The organism is Gemmatimonadota bacterium, assembly GCA_026706845.1.
Taxonomy (GTDB): Bacteria; Latescibacterota; UBA2968; order UBA2968; family UBA2968; genus VXRD01.
This window is the reverse complement of record JAPOXY010000209.1, coordinates 20,737-37,280: the sequence shown is the minus strand read 5'-3', so window position 1 is coordinate 37,280 and position 16,544 is coordinate 20,737. Positions and strand designations below refer to the sequence as shown.

The following is a 16,544-nucleotide window of genomic DNA, read 5'->3' as shown; positions in this document are numbered from 1 at the left end:
CATCTCACTTCACAGGATTCATAAATGGCGCAGCTTTTTCCGCGTGGCAGTAACGCGTATGCCAGAATCAGTATTGTCGTGGTTCTGGTTGTTGTTGGAACGGGCCTCACCATTCTGCTCAACACCAACCGATTACACTACACATCCGATGTCCTGGTCGCAAAAAAACAGCCGGTTCCCTTCAGTCACAAACACCACGTGGCCGGCGTGGGCCTCGACTGTCGCTATTGTCACACTTCTGTAGAAGAATCTTCCTTCGCCAATATCCCCCCTGTTGAAACCTGCATGACCTGCCATTCTCAAATTTGGACAGAAAGCCCCCTTCTCGAACCCATCCGCGAAAGTTATCGCACGGGTAATCCCATAGAGTGGGTTCGCATTCACGATCTCCCCGATTTTGTCTATTTCAATCACAGCATTCACGTTCACAAAGGCATCGGATGTCAAACCTGTCACGGACAGGTCGATGAAATGCCACTAATGTGGAAAGTGAACACCCTCAACATGGAATGGTGTCTGGAATGTCACCGGGCACCCGAGAAATATGTGCGTCCCCGCGAAGAAGTTTTCAATATGGCCTGGAAACCAATGGATGAACGCGGACATGCGGTCTCTCAAGCCTTGCTGGGCGCACAACTGGTTCAAGACTACGATATTAACCCTTCCACGGATTGCTCGACATGTCATCGATGACACGCACAGCACATAAAGACGGTTTGGACCTCTCTGCGATTCGCGAACGCCTATCTAAGCGCGAGGGGCAGGATTATTGGCGCAGCCTGAATGAATTGGCCGATACGGAAGAATTTCGCGACTATTTGCACCGCGAATTTCCCGAAGGAGCTTCCGAATGGAGCGACAAAGTCGGTCGCCGCAAGTTTCTACAGGTAATGGGCGCGTCTCTGGCATTTGCCGGCTTGACATCGTGCACGCGCCAGCCGCCGGAAAAAATCGTCCCCTATATACGTGCGCCCGAGCAGATCATACCCGGTAAACCCCTGTTCTTTGCTTCGGCTCTCTCTCAAGGCGGATTCGCCCGGGGCGTACTGGTCGAAAGTCATGCGGGGCGTCCGACCAAAATAGAGGGCAATCCCGCACATCCCGCAAATCCTCGATCGGGAAATGCGACTTTTGGGCCCACAGATGCAATTACACAGGCTCAAATACTCGATCTCTACGACCCGGACCGCTCGCAGGTACCCATAGCAAATGGACGGGCGAGTACATGGACGAGATTTTCCGCTACCCTTGCCACCGAAGTGGCAAAACTCGATTTGGATCAGGGACAGGGATTGCGTCTATTGACAGAAACAGTGACCTCGCCAGTTTTGGTCAGCCAGATCCGCGCACTATTGGAAAAATATCCCAACGCAAGGTGGCATCAATTTGAGCCAGGCACGCGCGACAATGTGCGCGAAGGCGCCAGAATGGCTTTTGGCGAAGTCGTCGAAACGCAGTATCATTTTGAAAAAGCCAAACGCATCTTGTCTTTAGACGCCGATTTTATGGATAGCGGTGCGGCAAGTGTCCGACACGCTCGTCACGTTGCTCTGGGGCGCGAGGTCATCGACGGCCAAAAGGCCGATATGAATCGAATCTACGTCGTTGAATCCACCCCATCTAATACGGGGTCTTTTGCCGATCATCGCCTGCCATTGAAAGCCAGTCAGGTCGAGGGATTTGTCCGAGCAGTAGCTACTGCGCTGGGAATAAACGCAATGGGTGGCAATAGCGCTGGCCACGATACCTGGCTCAATGCACTGGTCAAAGACCTGGCGGCACATCGCGGCGCATCGCTGGTGATTGCCGGCGACCATCAACCGCCTGCTGTTCACGCACTCGCACACGCCATCAACGATGCGTTAGGCAACGTGGGTAACACCGTGACGTACACAGATCCAGTAGAAGCCGAGCCTACCAATCAATACGCTTCCCTCAAAGATTTAACCGTTGATATGTCAGAGGGCAGAGTTTCTCTGCTGGTGGTTCTGGGTGGCAATCCCGTTTACAATGCACCGGCAGACCTCAATTTTGCCGCTGCTTACCAGGAAGTGACAACGCGCATTCACCTGGGCCAATCTCAAAATGAAACCTCGCGATTGTCTCACTGGCATCTGCCCGAAGCACACGCATTAGAAGCCTGGGGCGATACACGCGCTTTTGACGGTACGGTTTCTATTGTCCAGCCATTGATTGAGCCGCTCTACGGTGGCAAGTCCGCCGCGGAACTGGTGGCTATGATGCTGGGGGATGGACGTGCAGGTTACGATCGGGTCAAAGAATATTGGCGTGAACAGTACAAAGGCACCGATTTTGAAACAGCCTGGCAGACATGGTTGCACGACGGATTGGTTCCCGATACGGCTTTGCCCGAGCGTTCTGTGAGCACGACCGAAAATTACGGCACGCCATCGCAGGCGAGTGAGGGACTCGAAGTGAACTTCCGCCTGGATCCCACAATTGGCGATGGGCGATATGCCAACAATGGCTGGCTGCAAGAATTGCCCAAACCCCATACGCGCCTCACCTGGGATAATGCGGCTTTGATCGCACCGGCAACTGCCGAGGCAATGGGGCTTCAAAATGGCGATGTGGTCGCATTGAGCGCGAATAATCGCTCGGTGGAAGCACCTATCTGGATAGCACCCGGGCATCCCGCAAATGCCGTTACCGTACATCTCGGCTTTGGACGCACCGCTGCCGGGCGCGTGGGTAATGGCGTTGGCTTTAATGCTTATGCACTTCAGACATCTGATTCACCGTGGATTGCATCGGGCGCGTCAATGACAAAAACGGGCCAGACGTATCCCCTGGCCTGCACGCAGGATCACCACAGCATGGAAGGCCGCGCGCTGGTGCGATCTGGCACAGTTGATGAATACGAAAAACACCCGCATTTTGTACACGAAATGGGACACGATCCCGGTCCCGATGCAAACTTTTTTGATGGGATTCACGACAACGATGGCATAGCCTGGGGCATGGCAATTGACCTGAATTCGTGCAATGGTTGCAATGCCTGCACAGTCGCCTGTCAGTCGGAAAATAATATCCCGGTAGTGGGCAAAGATGAGGTGCTCAACGGACGCGAAATGCACTGGATTCGCATCGACCGCTACTACAAGGGCGATCTGGACAACCCCGAACTTTACAACCAGCCCGTACCCTGTATGCAGTGCGAGAATGCACCCTGTGAACTCGTATGCCCCGTTGGCGCAACAGTACACAGTGCCGAGGGCTTGAACGATATGGCCTATAACCGCTGTGTGGGTACAAGGTATTGCTCAAATAACTGCCCCTATAAGGTGCGGCGCTTCAATTTCCTCCACTATGCCGATGAAGAAACACCGAGTTTCAAATTGCAGCGCAATCCCAATGTAACAGTTCGCGGTCGCGGCGTGATGGAAAAATGTACCTATTGTGTGCAGCGCATTAGTGCAGCGCGAATTGAGGCCAAGGTCGAAGATCGCGAATTGAAAGATGGGGATATTACAACCGCCTGTCAGGGTGCGTGCCCTGCAGATGCCATTGTATTTGGCGATATCAAAGACCCCAATAGCCGCGTGGCCAGGCTCAAAGCCCAACAGCGAAATTACGGCATTTTGACAGAATTAAATACCAAACCGCGCACCACGTATCTCGCGCGGTTGACCAATCCCAATCCGGAGATTTCACAGCATGGGTAGTCCTGCACCTATAAACGATCCGACGATGCCAGCGCCGGTACTCGGTCCGGGGCAGACCTATACAACGGTGACGCAAAGACTCAGTGCGCTCATCACCAATCGCACGCCTCTGGGATGGCTCGCAGCGTTGTTGATTGCAGGTGGTATTTTGCAGTTGTTGATGTTGTCTGCAACCTGGCTGCTGATCAAAGGGACTGGCATCTGGGGCTTAAATATTCCCGTTGGCTGGGGCTGGGCAATTATCAACTTTGTCTGGTGGATTGGTATTGGGCATGCAGGCACATTGATTTCAGCTATTTTGTTGCTCATGCGTCAGCAATGGCGCAATTCGATCAACCGATTTGCCGAAGCCATGACCATTTTTGCCGTCATGTGCGCCGGTATGTTTCCACTGTTGCACACGGGGCGTCCCTGGGTAGCGGCTTACTGGCTGTTGCCCTATCCCAATACAATGTCTGTGTGGCCGCAGTTCCGCAGTCCGCTAATATGGGATGTATTTGCCGTTGGCACCTACTTTACAGTATCTCTGATCTTCTGGTATCTGGGCTTGATTCCCGATTTTGCCACCCTGCGCGACAAAGCCAAACACAAAATATCACAGATCATCTACGGCGTATTGTCAATGGGATGGCGAGGATCCGCCAAGCACTGGTTCAACTATGAAATGGCCGCGCTTCTCTTAGCGGGTGTATCGACGCCGCTGGTGCTATCCGTACACTCCATCGTGAGTTTGGACTTTTCCGTAGGACTGATTCCCGGCTGGCATGCAACCATCTTTCCACCCTATTTTGTGGCGGGTGCTGTATATGCCGGTTTTGCAATGGTGCTGACGCTGGGACTGCCCATTCGCTACTTTTACGGATTGCACGATTATATCACCGACCGCCATCTGAACAATATGGGCAAGGTGATGCTCGCCACCGGACTCATCGTGGCTTATGGCTATGCGATGGAGCAGTTTTTTGCCTGGTATAGTGCCAGCCCCTATGAAGGCTATATGATGCAAAATCGCACGTTTGGCCCTTATTCCGGAACTTACTGGTCATTGATCTTGTGCAATGTGGCTATCCCCCAATTATTGTGGATTAAACGAGTGCGCCTGAGTCCGCTATGGCTATTCACTATTTCGATGTTCATCAATGTGGGAATGTGGCTCGAGCGATTTATCATTGTGGTGACAAGTCTCCACCGCGACTTTATGCCTTCATCCTGGGACATGTATCACTCGACGCCGTGGGACTGGGCATTGTACGCAGGCACAATTGGATTTTTCCTCTTTATGATGATCCTGTTTATTCGGGTGATGCCCGTCATCAACATTTTTGAAATCCGCCAGTTGGTGGCAAATAAAAGCGAACATGCAGAAACTGCTTCTGCCGATGATTAAACGGGTGTGATTATGGCTGAAAATCTATACGGCCTTTTGGCCGAATTTGATGGTCCCGACGAATTGCTCAAAGCTGCAAAAGGTGCATATGCAGAAGGGTATCGCAAGATGGATGCTTATTCTCCAATGCCGATACACGATTTGTCGGAATCAATGGGTTATGACAAGCACCGCGTGCCCATCATTGTGTTGATCTGCGCGATTCTCGGTGCCTGTTCCGGCTTTGGGCTTCAGTACTGGGTATCTGTAATCGACTATCCGCTCAACGTGGGTGGTCGCCCCCTTTTGAGCTGGCCCTCTTTTATTCCCGTGACATTTGAACTCGGCGTGCTATTTTCCGCTTTCGGTGCATTGATTGGCATGCTCATCCTCAATGGTTTGCCGCGTCCCTATCACCCGGTTTTCAATGTCTCCAATTTTGAACGCGCCTCTGGCGATGGGTTCTTTTTGTGTATCGAAGCCGAAGATCCCAAATTTGATATTTCCGAAACCCGTACATTTCTCGAAAGCCTGAAAGCAAAAAAGGTAGATGATGTCGAACCGTAAATTAGCTAATTGGGTAAAAATTGCCCATCCCGCGAGACTGGTGCTCGCACTCTTTATGGCAATGGGGTGTGAGGGCACGACAGATATTGAGCGTTTGCGGCAAGAAATGTACAACCAGTCGAGATTTGAACCGCTGGAAAAAAATACTTTTTTTGCGGATCAGAGGTCCTCTCGGCCATGGATAAAAGGTACGGTTGCACGCGGCCATTTGCGTACAGACGCGCATTTATACACCGGGATGGTAGATGGTAATCCGGCGGAAACTTTTCCTTTTCCCATTACGCGCGATGTAATTCTCCGCGGCAGAGAACGCTACAATATCTATTGTTCCCCCTGCCATGGGCAGGAAGGTGACGGACGCGGGATGGTGGTGCGCCGCGGCATGAAGCAACCCCCATCGTACCATATTGAGCGCTTGCAAAATGAGACACCGGGTTACTTTTTTGATGTCATGACCAATGGTTTTGGCGCAATGTATAGCTATGCATCGCGTATAAAACCGCGAGATCGATGGGCTATTATAGCCTATATTCAGGCGTTACAACTGAGCCAGAACGCCACGCTGGACGATGTCCCTGCCGATGCGCGTCAGCGGCTTGAAAACGAGTAGGATATTATGGCTACTGAAACCTTTAACCATCCGTTTGTAGATAAGGTGCAACAACGAGGCCTTCTGGCAGGTGCCTGCGGTATAGTGCTTTTATTTATTGGTGCCTTTGCCGATTCTCAGCAATTTTTCCAATCGTATCTCGTTGGATATATCTACTGGTTGGTCATTTCTCTGGGTTGCCTGGGGTTGTTGATGTTGCACCACCTGGTCAGTGGGCGGTGGGGATTTGTCATTCGGAGGTTATTGGAATCGGGCGCGCGCACACTGTGGCTCATGGCTGTCCTGTTTATTCCCATTGTGGTTCTGGGTATGCACCATTTGTACGAATGGACGCATGCAGATGTCGTGGCCAAAGATCCGATTTTGACCTTTAAGAAGCCGTATTTGAATGAGACTGGATTTTATATTCGCGCAGTCGTTTATTTTGCCCTGTGGTTGCTCTGGATGTTTTTGTTGACAAAATGGTCGCGCGAGCAAGATGAAACAGGTGAACCGGGCCTGAAAAGCCGGATGATTAACCTGAGCGGTCCCGGAATTCCCATGTTTATCTTAACCGTTACATTTGCGGCAACAGATTGGGTTATGTCTTTGGAACCGCACTGGTTTTCGACGATCTACGGATTAATTTTTGTGGTGGGAGGCGCGCTGGGCGCCATGGCACTGTGCATCTTGTGGGTGATCAAATTAAAGGATGTCGAGGTCTATCGGGAAGTTGATGCTTTTAAGTATTTGAGCGATCTGGGCACTCTGATGTTTGCATTTACATGTCTGTGGGCTTATGTGAGTTTTTCCCAGTTTTTGATTACGTGGTCTGGCAACCTGGCCGAAGAAGCCCCCTGGTACATTCGCCGATCACACGGCGGTTGGCAATATGTGGGAACTGCATTGATTATTTTTCACTTTTTCGTGCCATTCTTTTTGCTATTGCAGCGGGCGATCAAACGCCGCGCCGCGCTTATGACGGTTATCGCGATTTTTATGTTGATTATGCGCTATGTCGATCTTTATTATTTTATTACACCGGCTTTTGGACACGGCGGTTCTGACGGTATATGGTATGGTTTTTTGCTGGACGCGCTGGTCCTCGTCAGCATTGGCGGCTTGTGGTTGGGATTTTTTGCGATGCAGCTAAAAGGCGTGCCTCTGATACCATTGCACGATCCGCGCATGCCGGAAACCTTCGCCGGAGAAGGCCACTGATATGGCAGAAAAGCACAATGCCCATGAAAAGGGCTACGAAGACTATCATCTCAAAATTGGCCCAATTCTCGCTGCCACTGCGGGAATCATATTCATAGCCATTCTGTCTTTCATCGCTATGTGGGCCATGTTTCTCGGTCTGGAACAAGCCGTGATTTATATGACAGATGATCCGCCTCCGATGGCTGCACATCAAAAGCCCTATCAAGGACCGCTGATCCAGACTGTACCTTCTGCTGAACTGACGCAAGTGCGTGCCGAAACCAATCGCACGCTTACCGAATACGGTTGGGTAGATAGGGATGCCGGGATTGTGCATCTTCCAATTGAGCGAGCAATAGACCTGGTTCTCGAACGAGGGTTCCCGGTGAGAGAGTAAAACATGCGCGTCTTATTCGCTTGTATCACGCTGATGTGCTTCACCAGGGCCGCGTGGGCACAAGACCTCACGCCGAATCCCACAGTGCTGGATTCCGTTGGGATTGACCAGAAATTGGGCGCATCTGTGCCAGTAAATTTGAAGTTCCGCGCTGAATCGGGCACAGATGTTATGCTGGCGCGATATTTGGATCAGCATCCCGTTATTTTAGTGCCCGCATATTATGAATGCCCCATGTTGTGTACGCAGATTTTGAATGGTTTGTTGTCGGGATTGCGTCCTTTATCTCTCAATGCCGGACGAGATTTTGTGGTGGTGACATTTAGCATTGATCCCGACGAATATTCAGAATTGGCAGCGGCCAAAAAAGTGAATTACGTCGATGGATACGGTCGAGAAGGTGGAGAAAATGGATGGCATTTTCTCACTGGAGACCCGGCATCAATAGACGCATTGACAAGGGCCATTGGATATCGCTACATATACGATCCCGAAACAGACGAATACGTTCACGCCAGCGGGATTGCAATTTTGACGCCCAAAGGAAAGATCGCCCGGTATCTATTTGGGGTCGAATTTGCGCCGCGGGATTTGCAACTGGGGCTTTTGGAAGCCGCACAAGATCAGATCAGTTCTCCAATTGATGCGATTTTGCTATATTGTTTTCAATACAATCCATTGACTGGCAAATATACGCTGGCAATTTATCGTCTGGTTCGCATTGCCGGTGTAATCACTGTAATTTGTATTTTAACATTTATTTTTATTATGGTGCGCCGAGAGCGCTCGCCATTACAGGCGAATTAACGCCTCAAAAATAAAAGTCCATCAGACCTCTAACTTCTGAGTTGGCACATGCAGACTGATTTTCCTCTCTTTCCAGACCAAGCTTCGAGTTTTGCCTTTCACGTTGACGCGCTTTATTTTGGCATTTTAGCACTGTGCGTGTTTTTCGCGCTCTTAGTCGTCATTCTGGTGGTTATCTTTGCAATTAAGTATCAGCGCAGGTCGGACGACGAAGTGCCGCGACAAATTGCGGGGCACCTCGGCCTGGAGATATTTTGGACCGCCATTCCGGCTGTGCTCGCACTGGGTGTATTTGTGTGGGCAACCGTATTGTATTTCCATCTAATTACACCCCCGCCAAACGCCATGGAAATATATGTGGTGGGCAAACAGTGGATGTGGAAATTGCAACATCCAGAAGGCAAAAAGGAGATTAACGAATTACACGTACCCCTGGGTGAATCGGTGCGTCTGACCATGACAGCGGAAGATGTATTGCACAGTTTTTATATCCCCGCCTTTCGCGTCAAAAAGGATGTGGTGCCCGGGCGATATACCAATTTGTGGTTTAAAGCGACGCAGGTCGGTTCGTATCATCTGTTTTGCGCCGAATTTTGCGGCACCGAGCATTCGCGTATGATTGGTACAGTACACGTCCTGGAACCCCAAGATTACGAAGCCTGGTTAACTGGCGGGACTGCGAACGAGCCAATGGAAGTAGCCGGAGAAAGATTATTTGAACAATACGCCTGTCACACCTGCCACAAGATGGACGGGACAGGACGCGGTCCATCTCTGGCGGGTCTCTTTGGCAAAACAGTGGCTTTGGAAGGTGGCGGTACTGCATTGGTTGACGAAGCCTATATTCGAGAATCAATTCTGAACCCTTCCGCCAAGATCATGGCAGGATACAAACCCATTATGCCAACTTTCAAAGGTCAGATCAGCGAAGAAGGGATCATTCAGTTAATCGCCTATATCAAATCGCTGAAAGCCCCCGAACTCACGAGCATGGAGTGATGCGCCATGGCAATCACCGAGCAAGATGTTCAAGCGTCTGAAGATGCGCCGAGCGTCAATTATCTGAATAACGGTTATGGACTGAAGTCCTGGTTGTTGACCAGAGACCACAAGCGCATTGCCGTTTTGTACATTATTTCGATTTCCATCTTTTTCGCTCTGGGTGGGTTATTTGCCAGTCTGGTTCGCTTTGAACTGATGACCCCCGAAGGCGATTTGATGTCTTCGGATACTTATAACAAAGTTTTCTCAATGCACGGCATCATCATGGTCTTTTTCTTTTTGGTGCCATCTATCCCCGCAACCATTGGCAACTTTTTAGTCCCCATAATGGTCGGCGCAAAAGATCTGGCTTTTCCGCGCGTCAATCTCTTGAGCTGGTATGTTTATGTCGTTGCGGGAATTTTGGGAACAATTGCCGTAGTTGGAGGCGGCGTTGATACGGGTTGGACTTTTTATACGCCGTACAGCAGCACCTATTCAAATTCAAATGTGATTTTGGCCGCTATGGCCGCTTTCATGGCGGGTTTCTCGTCCATTCTGACGGGCCTCAACTTTGTGGTGACAATCCACACCATGCGCGCGCCGGGGATGACCTGGTTCCGCCTGCCGCTGTTTGTCTGGTCGCATTATGCCACCAGCTTGATCATGCTGTTGGGCACACCCGTTATCGCAATTACACTGGTACTGCTCATGCTCGAGCGAGGGTTTGGATTTGGATTTTTCGATCCGAACCTCGGTGGCGATCCCGTCTTATTCCAGCACTTGTTCTGGTTCTATTCGCATCCAGCCGTTTATATCATGATCTTGCCCTCAATGGGCGTGATGAGCGAAATGGTAGCCGCTGTTGCGCGCAAGCGCGTCTTTGGATATGAATTTGTCGCGTTCTCAAGTGTGGCCATCGCAATTTTGGGCTTCCTGGTGTGGGGCCACCACATGTTTGTGAGCAGCCAATCGACGTATGCCGGCATGGTGTTCTCCATCATCACATTTCTCGTAGCAGTGCCCTCTGCAATCAAAACATTCAACTGGACAGCGACCTTATACAAAGGGTCTATTGTATATGACACCCACATGTTCTACGTATATGGGTATCTGGGCTTATTTTTAGTTGGTGGTTTGACCGGACTATTTTTGTCGAGTATGGGCCTGGATATTCACCTGCACGACACGTATTTTGTGGTGGCGCACTTCCATTATATTATGGTTGGTGGCCAGGTGATGGGATATCTGGGCGGCATGCACTTCTGGTGGCCGAAAATTACGGGTAAAATGTTTCCCGATATTTGGGGACGCGTATCAGCCCTGCTGGTATTTCTCGGTTTTAATCTGACGTTTTTCCCGCAGTTCATTCTGGGGTATATGGGCATGCCGAGGCGTTATCACGTCTATCCCGACGAATTTCAGGTCTTGAATGTGGCATCGTCTATGGGTGCGTCAATTCTGGCTCTGGGATATCTGGTTCCCGGCGCGTATTTGACCTGGTCGCTCTTTAAGGGACCAAAAGCACCTGATAATCCCTGGGGAGCCAAGGGACTGGAGTGGGAAACGACCTCTCCACCGCCCACATTTAATTTTGAAGAAACGCCTGTCGTAACAGAAGAAGCCTATGAGTACGGACCAATAGAGGAGCACTAATGGCCGACCACGCATTACATCACGATCACCCGCACGGACTGGCCCACCAGTTCGAGGATATGCCGCAGCAGAAGGAATCCGCCGTCATTGGCATGTGGAGCTTTCTAATTACAGAAATTCTGTTTTTTGGAGGCTTTTTTGCGACGTATCTGATCTACCGATCCTATTATCCCGAGGCATTTTTTGAAGGCAGTAGCCACCTGGACATTCCTCTGGGAGCATTTAATACCATAGTGTTGATTGTCAGCAGCCTGACAATGGCGATGGCCGTACACAAGTCACACGAAGGGAATAAAAGAGGGATACTGGTCTATCTGACTCTGACCGGAATCTTAGGACTTACCTTTTTGGTGGTCAAATATTTTGAATACTCCGCAAAGATCGAGTACGGTTTGGTCCCCGGCCTGGTATGGCATCCGCACGGTGAAAACTCGCCCCAACTGGCTCTCTTCTATTCTCTGTATTTCGGAATGACGGGAATGCATGCCCTGCATATGATTATTGGTATTGGCCTGTTGATCTGGGTATTTGTTAAAACTGCACAGGGGACGTACACGGCTGAATACAACGCCCCTATTGAAATATTTGGTCTGTATTGGCACTTTGTCGATATTGTCTGGATTTTCCTATTTCCACTGCTCTATCTTCTCGGTTTACAGGGAGGACACTGATGGCTGATGATCACCACGGCCCAACTGTACGCATTTATCTGGCGGTATTTGCCTCCCTGATGTTTTTAACCGCGCTAACGGTTTGGGTGGCTTATCAAGAATTGGGCATGTTTAACGACGTGGTAGCACTGGGTATCGCCTGCACAAAAGCCACGATTGTGATTCTGTTTTTTATGCACGTCAAATACGCCAGCCGATTGACCTGGTTGCTCGCAGGTGCGGGTATCCTGTTCTTGCTGATCCTATTTGCCTTTGCAATGGCAGATTACGTCAGTCGCGGCTGGTTGGGTATGCCAGCGAGCCACTATTTGCAGTAACAAGATGAACCAAAAAAGAGAGCGGAGAAATCTACTGGGTTTCTCCGCTTTTTTTATACAAAGAAGGAACGACAAATAACATGCCCGATTTGGGATACACCGCAATGCAGCTTTGTGACGATCTAAAGACCCTTGGTGTCGGGGTTGGCGATATTCTCTTCGTCCACTCCTCATTCAAGAGCCTGGGTATGGTCCAGGGTGGTGCGGGAACAGTAATCGCCGCGCTTGAGAACGTACTGGGTGACGGTGGCTTACTCCTGATGCCATCATTCAATCTGATTGGTGATCGAGAGCAGAGGGCGGAGTCCTGGGACGTTGAAAAAACAGATTCCTCAGTCGGCTGGTTGACCGAGTATTTCAGATTGATGCCAGGGACACACAGATCCGACCACTACTCCCACTCCGTGGCAGCACGCGGACAAGGCGCCAAAAATTTCGTTGCTGGTCATTTATCAGGGGAAGGCCTGATATCTCCCTGGGACCGTTCCCCCTGGGGAAAGACGTATGGTACAAATTCCCCCATGATCCGTGCCTATGAACAGAACGGCAAAATCCTGATGCTCGGCGTTGACTACCAATCATCCACGTATATCCATGTCGTAGAAGTGATGTTCTGGAATGAGCGACTGAAAGAGGACCCCAATGCCGAACTCATCTGGCTCGACCGGATTCGACTCGGTGAAGTCTGGGATCAGTCAGGCAATTTGGAGACCGGCAAGGTTGGGGACGCCTCGTGCCGCCTGTTCCAAATTCGCGCGTATGTTGATCAGTTACTCGATATTGTCCGAAATGATCCCGATTCGTACGACCGCGTCAAACTGGGTCAAAGATCGACATAGGCTTGTTATTACAGCGGCGGTGTGTGCATGCGGTGGCCCTGGCCCAGAAAAAAGAAAATATCCAGAACAAAAGAAACCAGAACACCCAGCGTATAGCCCATGAGGACGCCAAAGATAAAGACACGGGATCGATTGAAAAGCTCAATACCGCCGACTTTGAGCACAATTATTTTCATCAGCCAGGCGATAAATACCGAAAAAAAGGACGCGCGGGTGGGATACTGGAGGGAAACAGTGAAGCCCACCGGGTGCAGAGGCCACCAGGGAAACCGCTGGTTCAGAAAAATCAGCAGCAGGGTCATCGCTGCTCCAAAGGTTCCGAAGCCCAGGTCCCACCATTGCCGTTCTGCATCTGGACGCCCTTTGATATCCGAAACAGTATAATTGAAAAAGGCCCGGTTGCCTCGCGTATAACTGTAGTCTCCAAAATTCTCAGCTCCCGGCCCGTAATAACCCAGAATAAGGGTGGTGATCACAAAGGCGAGAATTGAGAGGATTCCGCCAATGAGAATTGCGCCACCCAGTCGGCGCCTTTGAGGATCGGTGTGGTCGCCTGATCTGGCGGCATTGGCCGCACCTGGCATGGCAAATCCCTTTGCGTTGCCGTAAAGCGTACCCATCTGGTTCAGAGCCGCAATCGTCGTATCATCCATATTCCAGATACCGATCAATCCTTTGACGGGTCCGGTAGGTCCCGAACCCCGTAAAGACACCAACCCGCTTAGCGCCACAATCTTGGCCATCCCCAAATAGAGAATCAGAGAAAAAAACATAAATGCCGCGGCCACCCCCGGATTCATCTGGGTTTTACAAAGCCAAAAGAAAATGAAAAGACTGGCAAGGATAAAACCGAAAGTTGCTGTGCGATAGGAGAGCAATTCGGTCGAATCATCTATCTCGGGGTCTTTTCCAATTGCTTTGCGCCAGACATTGCGGATGTGCCCGCGTGCGATCCAGAGGCTCCACAGCACAAAAACCATCAGGCCGTAATTGTTCTGAGAGATCACCCCCGAACCATAGCCTCTTGGACCAAACCCGATACGGTTGGAAATGCCTGCCTGCAACATGCCCAAAATGTGGAAAAACCACATCGACAGGAGAATTTCCAGGGTAGTGAAATAGGCGAAACAAATGACGTAGAAATCGAACTGGAGAAAGAAAGGCATAAATCCACGTCCGATGGGGAGCAGTGTTCTAATATTGAGAAATGCGAATGTGGGAAGGCCTGGAAAGAAGTGGCCTGCTGTATTCCAAAAAAGCATGATTGCCGGAATTGCAAACCCGATCCAGAAAAGGGGCAGGCCAAAAAATTGGGGCAGATTTCGTCTGGGACCGGGATTCTCTACCAGCATCAGTGAAAGCTCGACAAAGGGAAATGCCAAACGCTCGCTTTCCGACCACTGTTTTCTCAAAATGACTGAGAGACAAAAACAGGCCAGCATGATCGCGATGAGCAGACTGAACCACCAGAAGAGCGGACCAACCCATATCTCCCAGGGCAAAGGCGTACCGGGAACCAGCCCGCGATAGAACATCCCAACGCCATCTCCGGCATTGCTGGGGAACAACCAGCGCTGCAGGTTGGGCAGTGTGTAGGTAGGCCATTCATTTTCCGGAGAAGCGTAGTAATCCGGAGCCGAAATAACGGCTACAAATCTCTGGGCCAGAGTGGGTACTGTTGTGCCGAGAAATCCAATAGCGAGCACGGCAGCCATATCCCGCCGCGTCAAAGCGAAGCGGGGAAACCGCCTTCGAACGAGAGGATTGTAGAGATAGCCCAGGAGCAGAAGCCCTACCAGCAAGGCAAAGGGCATTTGGCTGTGTGTGAACGAGGAAGAGTGGATCAAGTAACGGGAGACAGGGTCGAAGCCGTTGATGCAAAATGTGAGCACTACCCCCAGGCCAATAGCGCCCGGGCGCACCGACGACTCTCGCTCTCTCGCCGACAAATGGTGTGCTTGTAAAGGATTGCTCATCGTATAACGGGCCGGGCAGGTTCATTTGCACACAAGATATCTGTGCATAGGAATTCCATTCGAGTTATAAAAAATGGCCCCCAGCGAAAACTGAGGGCCTCTGTATTCGACAAGTTCAGCCTATTCCTGGTGAAGCGTAGGCGACCGTCTCGGCGCGGAAAATTGCTCTTCTGTAAGCGGGACGGCCTGCTTCTGATAGACCTGCACCCGATAGGAGCCATTGTCCGCCACAAACATCAGCCCATCTCCATTGACAGCCACTCCCCCCGGACGCCGAAAGTACTTTTGCGGCTCGAGGTCTGCCATATCCCTCAGGCGATTTGGACCAGCATTTGTCATCATATATTCAATTGCGACCGTTGACAGAGTTGCATCCCCCAGGAATTTCTGCACGTACCTCGACTCGGAATTGAACAATTGTACCCGGTCATTTCCCGAGTCCGAAACATAAATATCGCCATGCTCATCTACGGCCACACCGGTCGGCCTATTTAGCTCGCCATTTCCGCTACCCGACTTCCCAAACGCGAAAATAAACTCCCCATCACCAGTGAACTTCTGAATTCTATCATTCCGCCAATCTGCGACATAAACATCGCCCAGTTCATCCACGGTAAGCCCCCAGGGCATGTTAAACTCGCCCTCCCCATCACCAAACCCGCCCCACTTTGAGATAAATTCACCATCTTTGGTAAACTTCTGAACTCTGTGGTTCAGGCTGTCAGCAACATAGATATTCTCTTCTGCATCGAAGGCAATACCTGCCGGACCGTTCAGTTGCCCATCGCCGTCGCCGTGCTCCCCCCATTTCCCCAACTCTTTGCCATCTTTGTCAAAGGACAAAATACAATGCACGGCCTCGTCGGAGACATAGAGATTCTCCTCGCTATCGGCAATAATTGAAACCGCCCACGTAAGCCCACGGCCAACGGTACCCAGATCTTTGTCATCAATATGGTACTTCCTGATCGACGATGCATCTCTGTTCCGACACAATATGTAGAGACAGCCTTCCACGCCCAGGGCAATATCAATCGGAAAATTCGTCAGCCGCCTCATACCCAGAGTCTTGTAAAATGGAAACCCTGCCCGCAACAAGCCATAAGGTCTGCCCATGATTCACCTCCCTTTTCGATATCACACGGCCTCTTTGAAAGGCTGGATCTGTTCAAATGTCCCATCCACAATCGGAGTGGCATCCATTCCCATCCATTGCTCCAGGAGCGTTGCGTATATGCCGCGGAAGTCAATTGTATGTTCAAGGTCTTCGCCATTGGCCCATCGAGAGGGATCAAGAGAGGGATATTCTGCATATAGCCCGCCATTTACACCATCACCGATGATAAATGCACCACCGCCTGTGCCGTGGTCAGTGCCACTGGCATTATCCCTCATGCGTCGCCCAAACTCTGAGAAGACGAGCATGACAATCTCCTGGGAGGCATTGTGGTTTCGCAAATCCTGGAAAAAATCGCGGATTGCTTCCGAC

16 protein-coding genes are annotated in these 16,544 nt (G+C 50.7%); 13 read left to right on the top strand and 3 right to left on the bottom strand.

The annotated features are described in order from the left end of the window. Positions 1-24: 24 nt before the first annotated feature. From OXG87_19035 to OXG87_18975, 13 genes are all read left to right on the top strand, one after another. Entirely contained in the window at positions 25-693 is a 669-nt protein-coding gene (locus OXG87_19035) for a cytochrome c3 family protein (protein ID MCY3871648.1), read from the top strand. Further along, positions 690-3,686 carry a TAT-variant-translocated molybdopterin oxidoreductase gene (locus tag OXG87_19030; protein ID MCY3871647.1) on the top strand — a complete coding sequence of 999 codons (2,997 nt, stop codon included), beginning with the start codon at positions 690-692 and terminating at the stop codon, positions 3,684-3,686. Before OXG87_19035 ends, OXG87_19030 begins: the two co-directional genes overlap by 4 nt. Continuing rightward, entirely contained in the window at positions 3,679-5,073 is a 1,395-nt protein-coding gene (gene nrfD, locus OXG87_19025; GenBank protein MCY3871646.1) for a polysulfide reductase NrfD, read from the top strand. Before OXG87_19030 ends, nrfD begins: the two co-directional genes overlap by 8 nt. A 12-nt stretch (positions 5,074-5,085) precedes the next feature. After that, positions 5,086-5,619 carry a DUF3341 domain-containing protein gene (locus OXG87_19020; GenBank protein MCY3871645.1) on the top strand — a complete coding sequence of 178 codons (534 nt, stop codon included), beginning with the start codon at positions 5,086-5,088 and terminating at the stop codon, positions 5,617-5,619. After that, positions 5,603-6,229 (top strand): cytochrome c, encoded by a 627-nt coding sequence (locus OXG87_19015; protein ID MCY3871644.1) that lies wholly within the window; start codon positions 5,603-5,605, stop codon positions 6,227-6,229. Before OXG87_19020 ends, OXG87_19015 begins: the two co-directional genes overlap by 17 nt. Positions 6,230-6,235: 6 nt before the next feature. Beyond that, positions 6,236-7,429 (top strand): hypothetical protein, encoded by a 1,194-nt coding sequence (locus tag OXG87_19010; GenBank protein MCY3871643.1) that lies wholly within the window; start codon positions 6,236-6,238, stop codon positions 7,427-7,429. 1 nt (position 7,430) lies between these two features. Further along, positions 7,431-7,808 carry a hypothetical protein gene (locus OXG87_19005; GenBank protein MCY3871642.1) on the top strand — a complete coding sequence of 126 codons (378 nt, stop codon included), beginning with the start codon at positions 7,431-7,433 and terminating at the stop codon, positions 7,806-7,808. A 3-nt stretch (positions 7,809-7,811) separates the two neighbouring features. Further along, positions 7,812-8,615 (top strand): SCO family protein, encoded by an 804-nt coding sequence (locus OXG87_19000; protein MCY3871641.1) that lies wholly within the window; start codon positions 7,812-7,814, stop codon positions 8,613-8,615. Positions 8,616-8,663: 48 nt separating this feature from the next. Beyond that, positions 8,664-9,614 carry a cytochrome c oxidase subunit II gene (coxB, locus tag OXG87_18995; protein MCY3871640.1) on the top strand — a complete coding sequence of 317 codons (951 nt, stop codon included), beginning with the start codon at positions 8,664-8,666 and terminating at the stop codon, positions 9,612-9,614. A 6-nt stretch (positions 9,615-9,620) separates the two neighbouring features. After that, a complete protein-coding gene (locus OXG87_18990) occupies positions 9,621-11,252 on the top strand; it encodes a cbb3-type cytochrome c oxidase subunit I (GenBank protein ID MCY3871639.1) in 1,632 nt (543 codons plus the stop codon). Continuing rightward, complete coding sequence (locus tag OXG87_18985; protein MCY3871638.1) at positions 11,252-11,923, top strand: cytochrome c oxidase subunit 3 family protein; 672 nt, start codon at positions 11,252-11,254, stop codon at positions 11,921-11,923. Before OXG87_18990 ends, OXG87_18985 begins: the two co-directional genes overlap by 1 nt. Continuing rightward, on the top strand, positions 11,923-12,240 hold the full coding sequence (locus tag OXG87_18980) for a cytochrome C oxidase subunit IV family protein (protein MCY3871637.1): 318 nt from the start codon (positions 11,923-11,925) through the stop codon (positions 12,238-12,240). The genes OXG87_18985 and OXG87_18980 overlap by 1 nt, the downstream gene beginning before the upstream one ends. 80 nt (positions 12,241-12,320) lie before the next feature. Further along, on the top strand, positions 12,321-13,079 hold the full coding sequence (locus OXG87_18975) for an AAC(3) family N-acetyltransferase (GenBank protein ID MCY3871636.1): 759 nt from the start codon (positions 12,321-12,323) through the stop codon (positions 13,077-13,079). A gap of 8 nt (positions 13,080-13,087) precedes the next feature. Here OXG87_18975 and OXG87_18970 read toward each other — a convergent pair whose 3' ends face one another. From OXG87_18970 to OXG87_18960, 3 genes are all read right to left on the bottom strand, one after another. Then, complete coding sequence (locus tag OXG87_18970) at positions 13,088-15,055, bottom strand: hypothetical protein (protein MCY3871635.1); 1,968 nt, start codon at positions 15,053-15,055, stop codon at positions 13,088-13,090. Between the two features lie 120 nt (positions 15,056-15,175). Further along, on the bottom strand, positions 15,176-16,171 hold the full coding sequence (locus OXG87_18965; protein MCY3871634.1) for an NHL repeat-containing protein: 996 nt from the start codon (positions 16,169-16,171) through the stop codon (positions 15,176-15,178). A gap of 21 nt (positions 16,172-16,192) precedes the next feature. Further along, positions 16,193-16,544 (bottom strand): DUF1501 domain-containing protein (locus OXG87_18960; protein ID MCY3871633.1); only part of this gene is annotated, 352 nt, incomplete at its 5' end.

Excerpts from the sequence above, each read along its gene's own strand:
- OXG87_19010 (MCY3871643.1), top strand. The coding sequence starts at position 6,236 with ATGGCTACTGAAACCTTTAACCATCCGTTTGTAGATAAGGTGCAACAA.
- OXG87_18990 (MCY3871639.1), top strand. The coding sequence starts at position 9,621 with ATGGCAATCACCGAGCAAGATGTTCAAGCGTCTGAAGATGCGCCGAGC.
- OXG87_19020 (MCY3871645.1), top strand. The coding sequence starts at position 5,086 with ATGGCTGAAAATCTATACGGCCTTTTGGCCGAATTTGATGGTCCCGAC.
- OXG87_19000 (MCY3871641.1), top strand. The coding sequence starts at position 7,812 with ATGCGCGTCTTATTCGCTTGTATCACGCTGATGTGCTTCACCAGGGCC.
- OXG87_18975 (MCY3871636.1), top strand. The coding sequence starts at position 12,321 with ATGCCCGATTTGGGATACACCGCAATGCAGCTTTGTGACGATCTAAAG.
- OXG87_18965 (MCY3871634.1), bottom strand. The coding sequence starts at position 16,171 with ATGGGCAGACCTTATGGCTTGTTGCGGGCAGGGTTTCCATTTTACAAG.
- OXG87_18970 (MCY3871635.1), bottom strand. The coding sequence starts at position 15,055 with ATGAGCAATCCTTTACAAGCACACCATTTGTCGGCGAGAGAGCGAGAG.
- nrfD (MCY3871646.1), top strand. The coding sequence starts at position 3,679 with ATGGGTAGTCCTGCACCTATAAACGATCCGACGATGCCAGCGCCGGTA.
- coxB (MCY3871640.1), top strand. The coding sequence starts at position 8,664 with ATGCAGACTGATTTTCCTCTCTTTCCAGACCAAGCTTCGAGTTTTGCC.
- OXG87_19030 (MCY3871647.1), top strand. The coding sequence starts at position 690 with ATGACACGCACAGCACATAAAGACGGTTTGGACCTCTCTGCGATTCGC.
- OXG87_19035 (MCY3871648.1), top strand. The coding sequence starts at position 25 with ATGGCGCAGCTTTTTCCGCGTGGCAGTAACGCGTATGCCAGAATCAGT.
- OXG87_18980 (MCY3871637.1), top strand. The coding sequence starts at position 11,923 with ATGGCTGATGATCACCACGGCCCAACTGTACGCATTTATCTGGCGGTA.
- OXG87_19005 (MCY3871642.1), top strand. The coding sequence starts at position 7,431 with ATGGCAGAAAAGCACAATGCCCATGAAAAGGGCTACGAAGACTATCAT.
- OXG87_19015 (MCY3871644.1), top strand. The coding sequence starts at position 5,603 with ATGATGTCGAACCGTAAATTAGCTAATTGGGTAAAAATTGCCCATCCC.
- OXG87_18985 (MCY3871638.1), top strand. The coding sequence starts at position 11,252 with ATGGCCGACCACGCATTACATCACGATCACCCGCACGGACTGGCCCAC.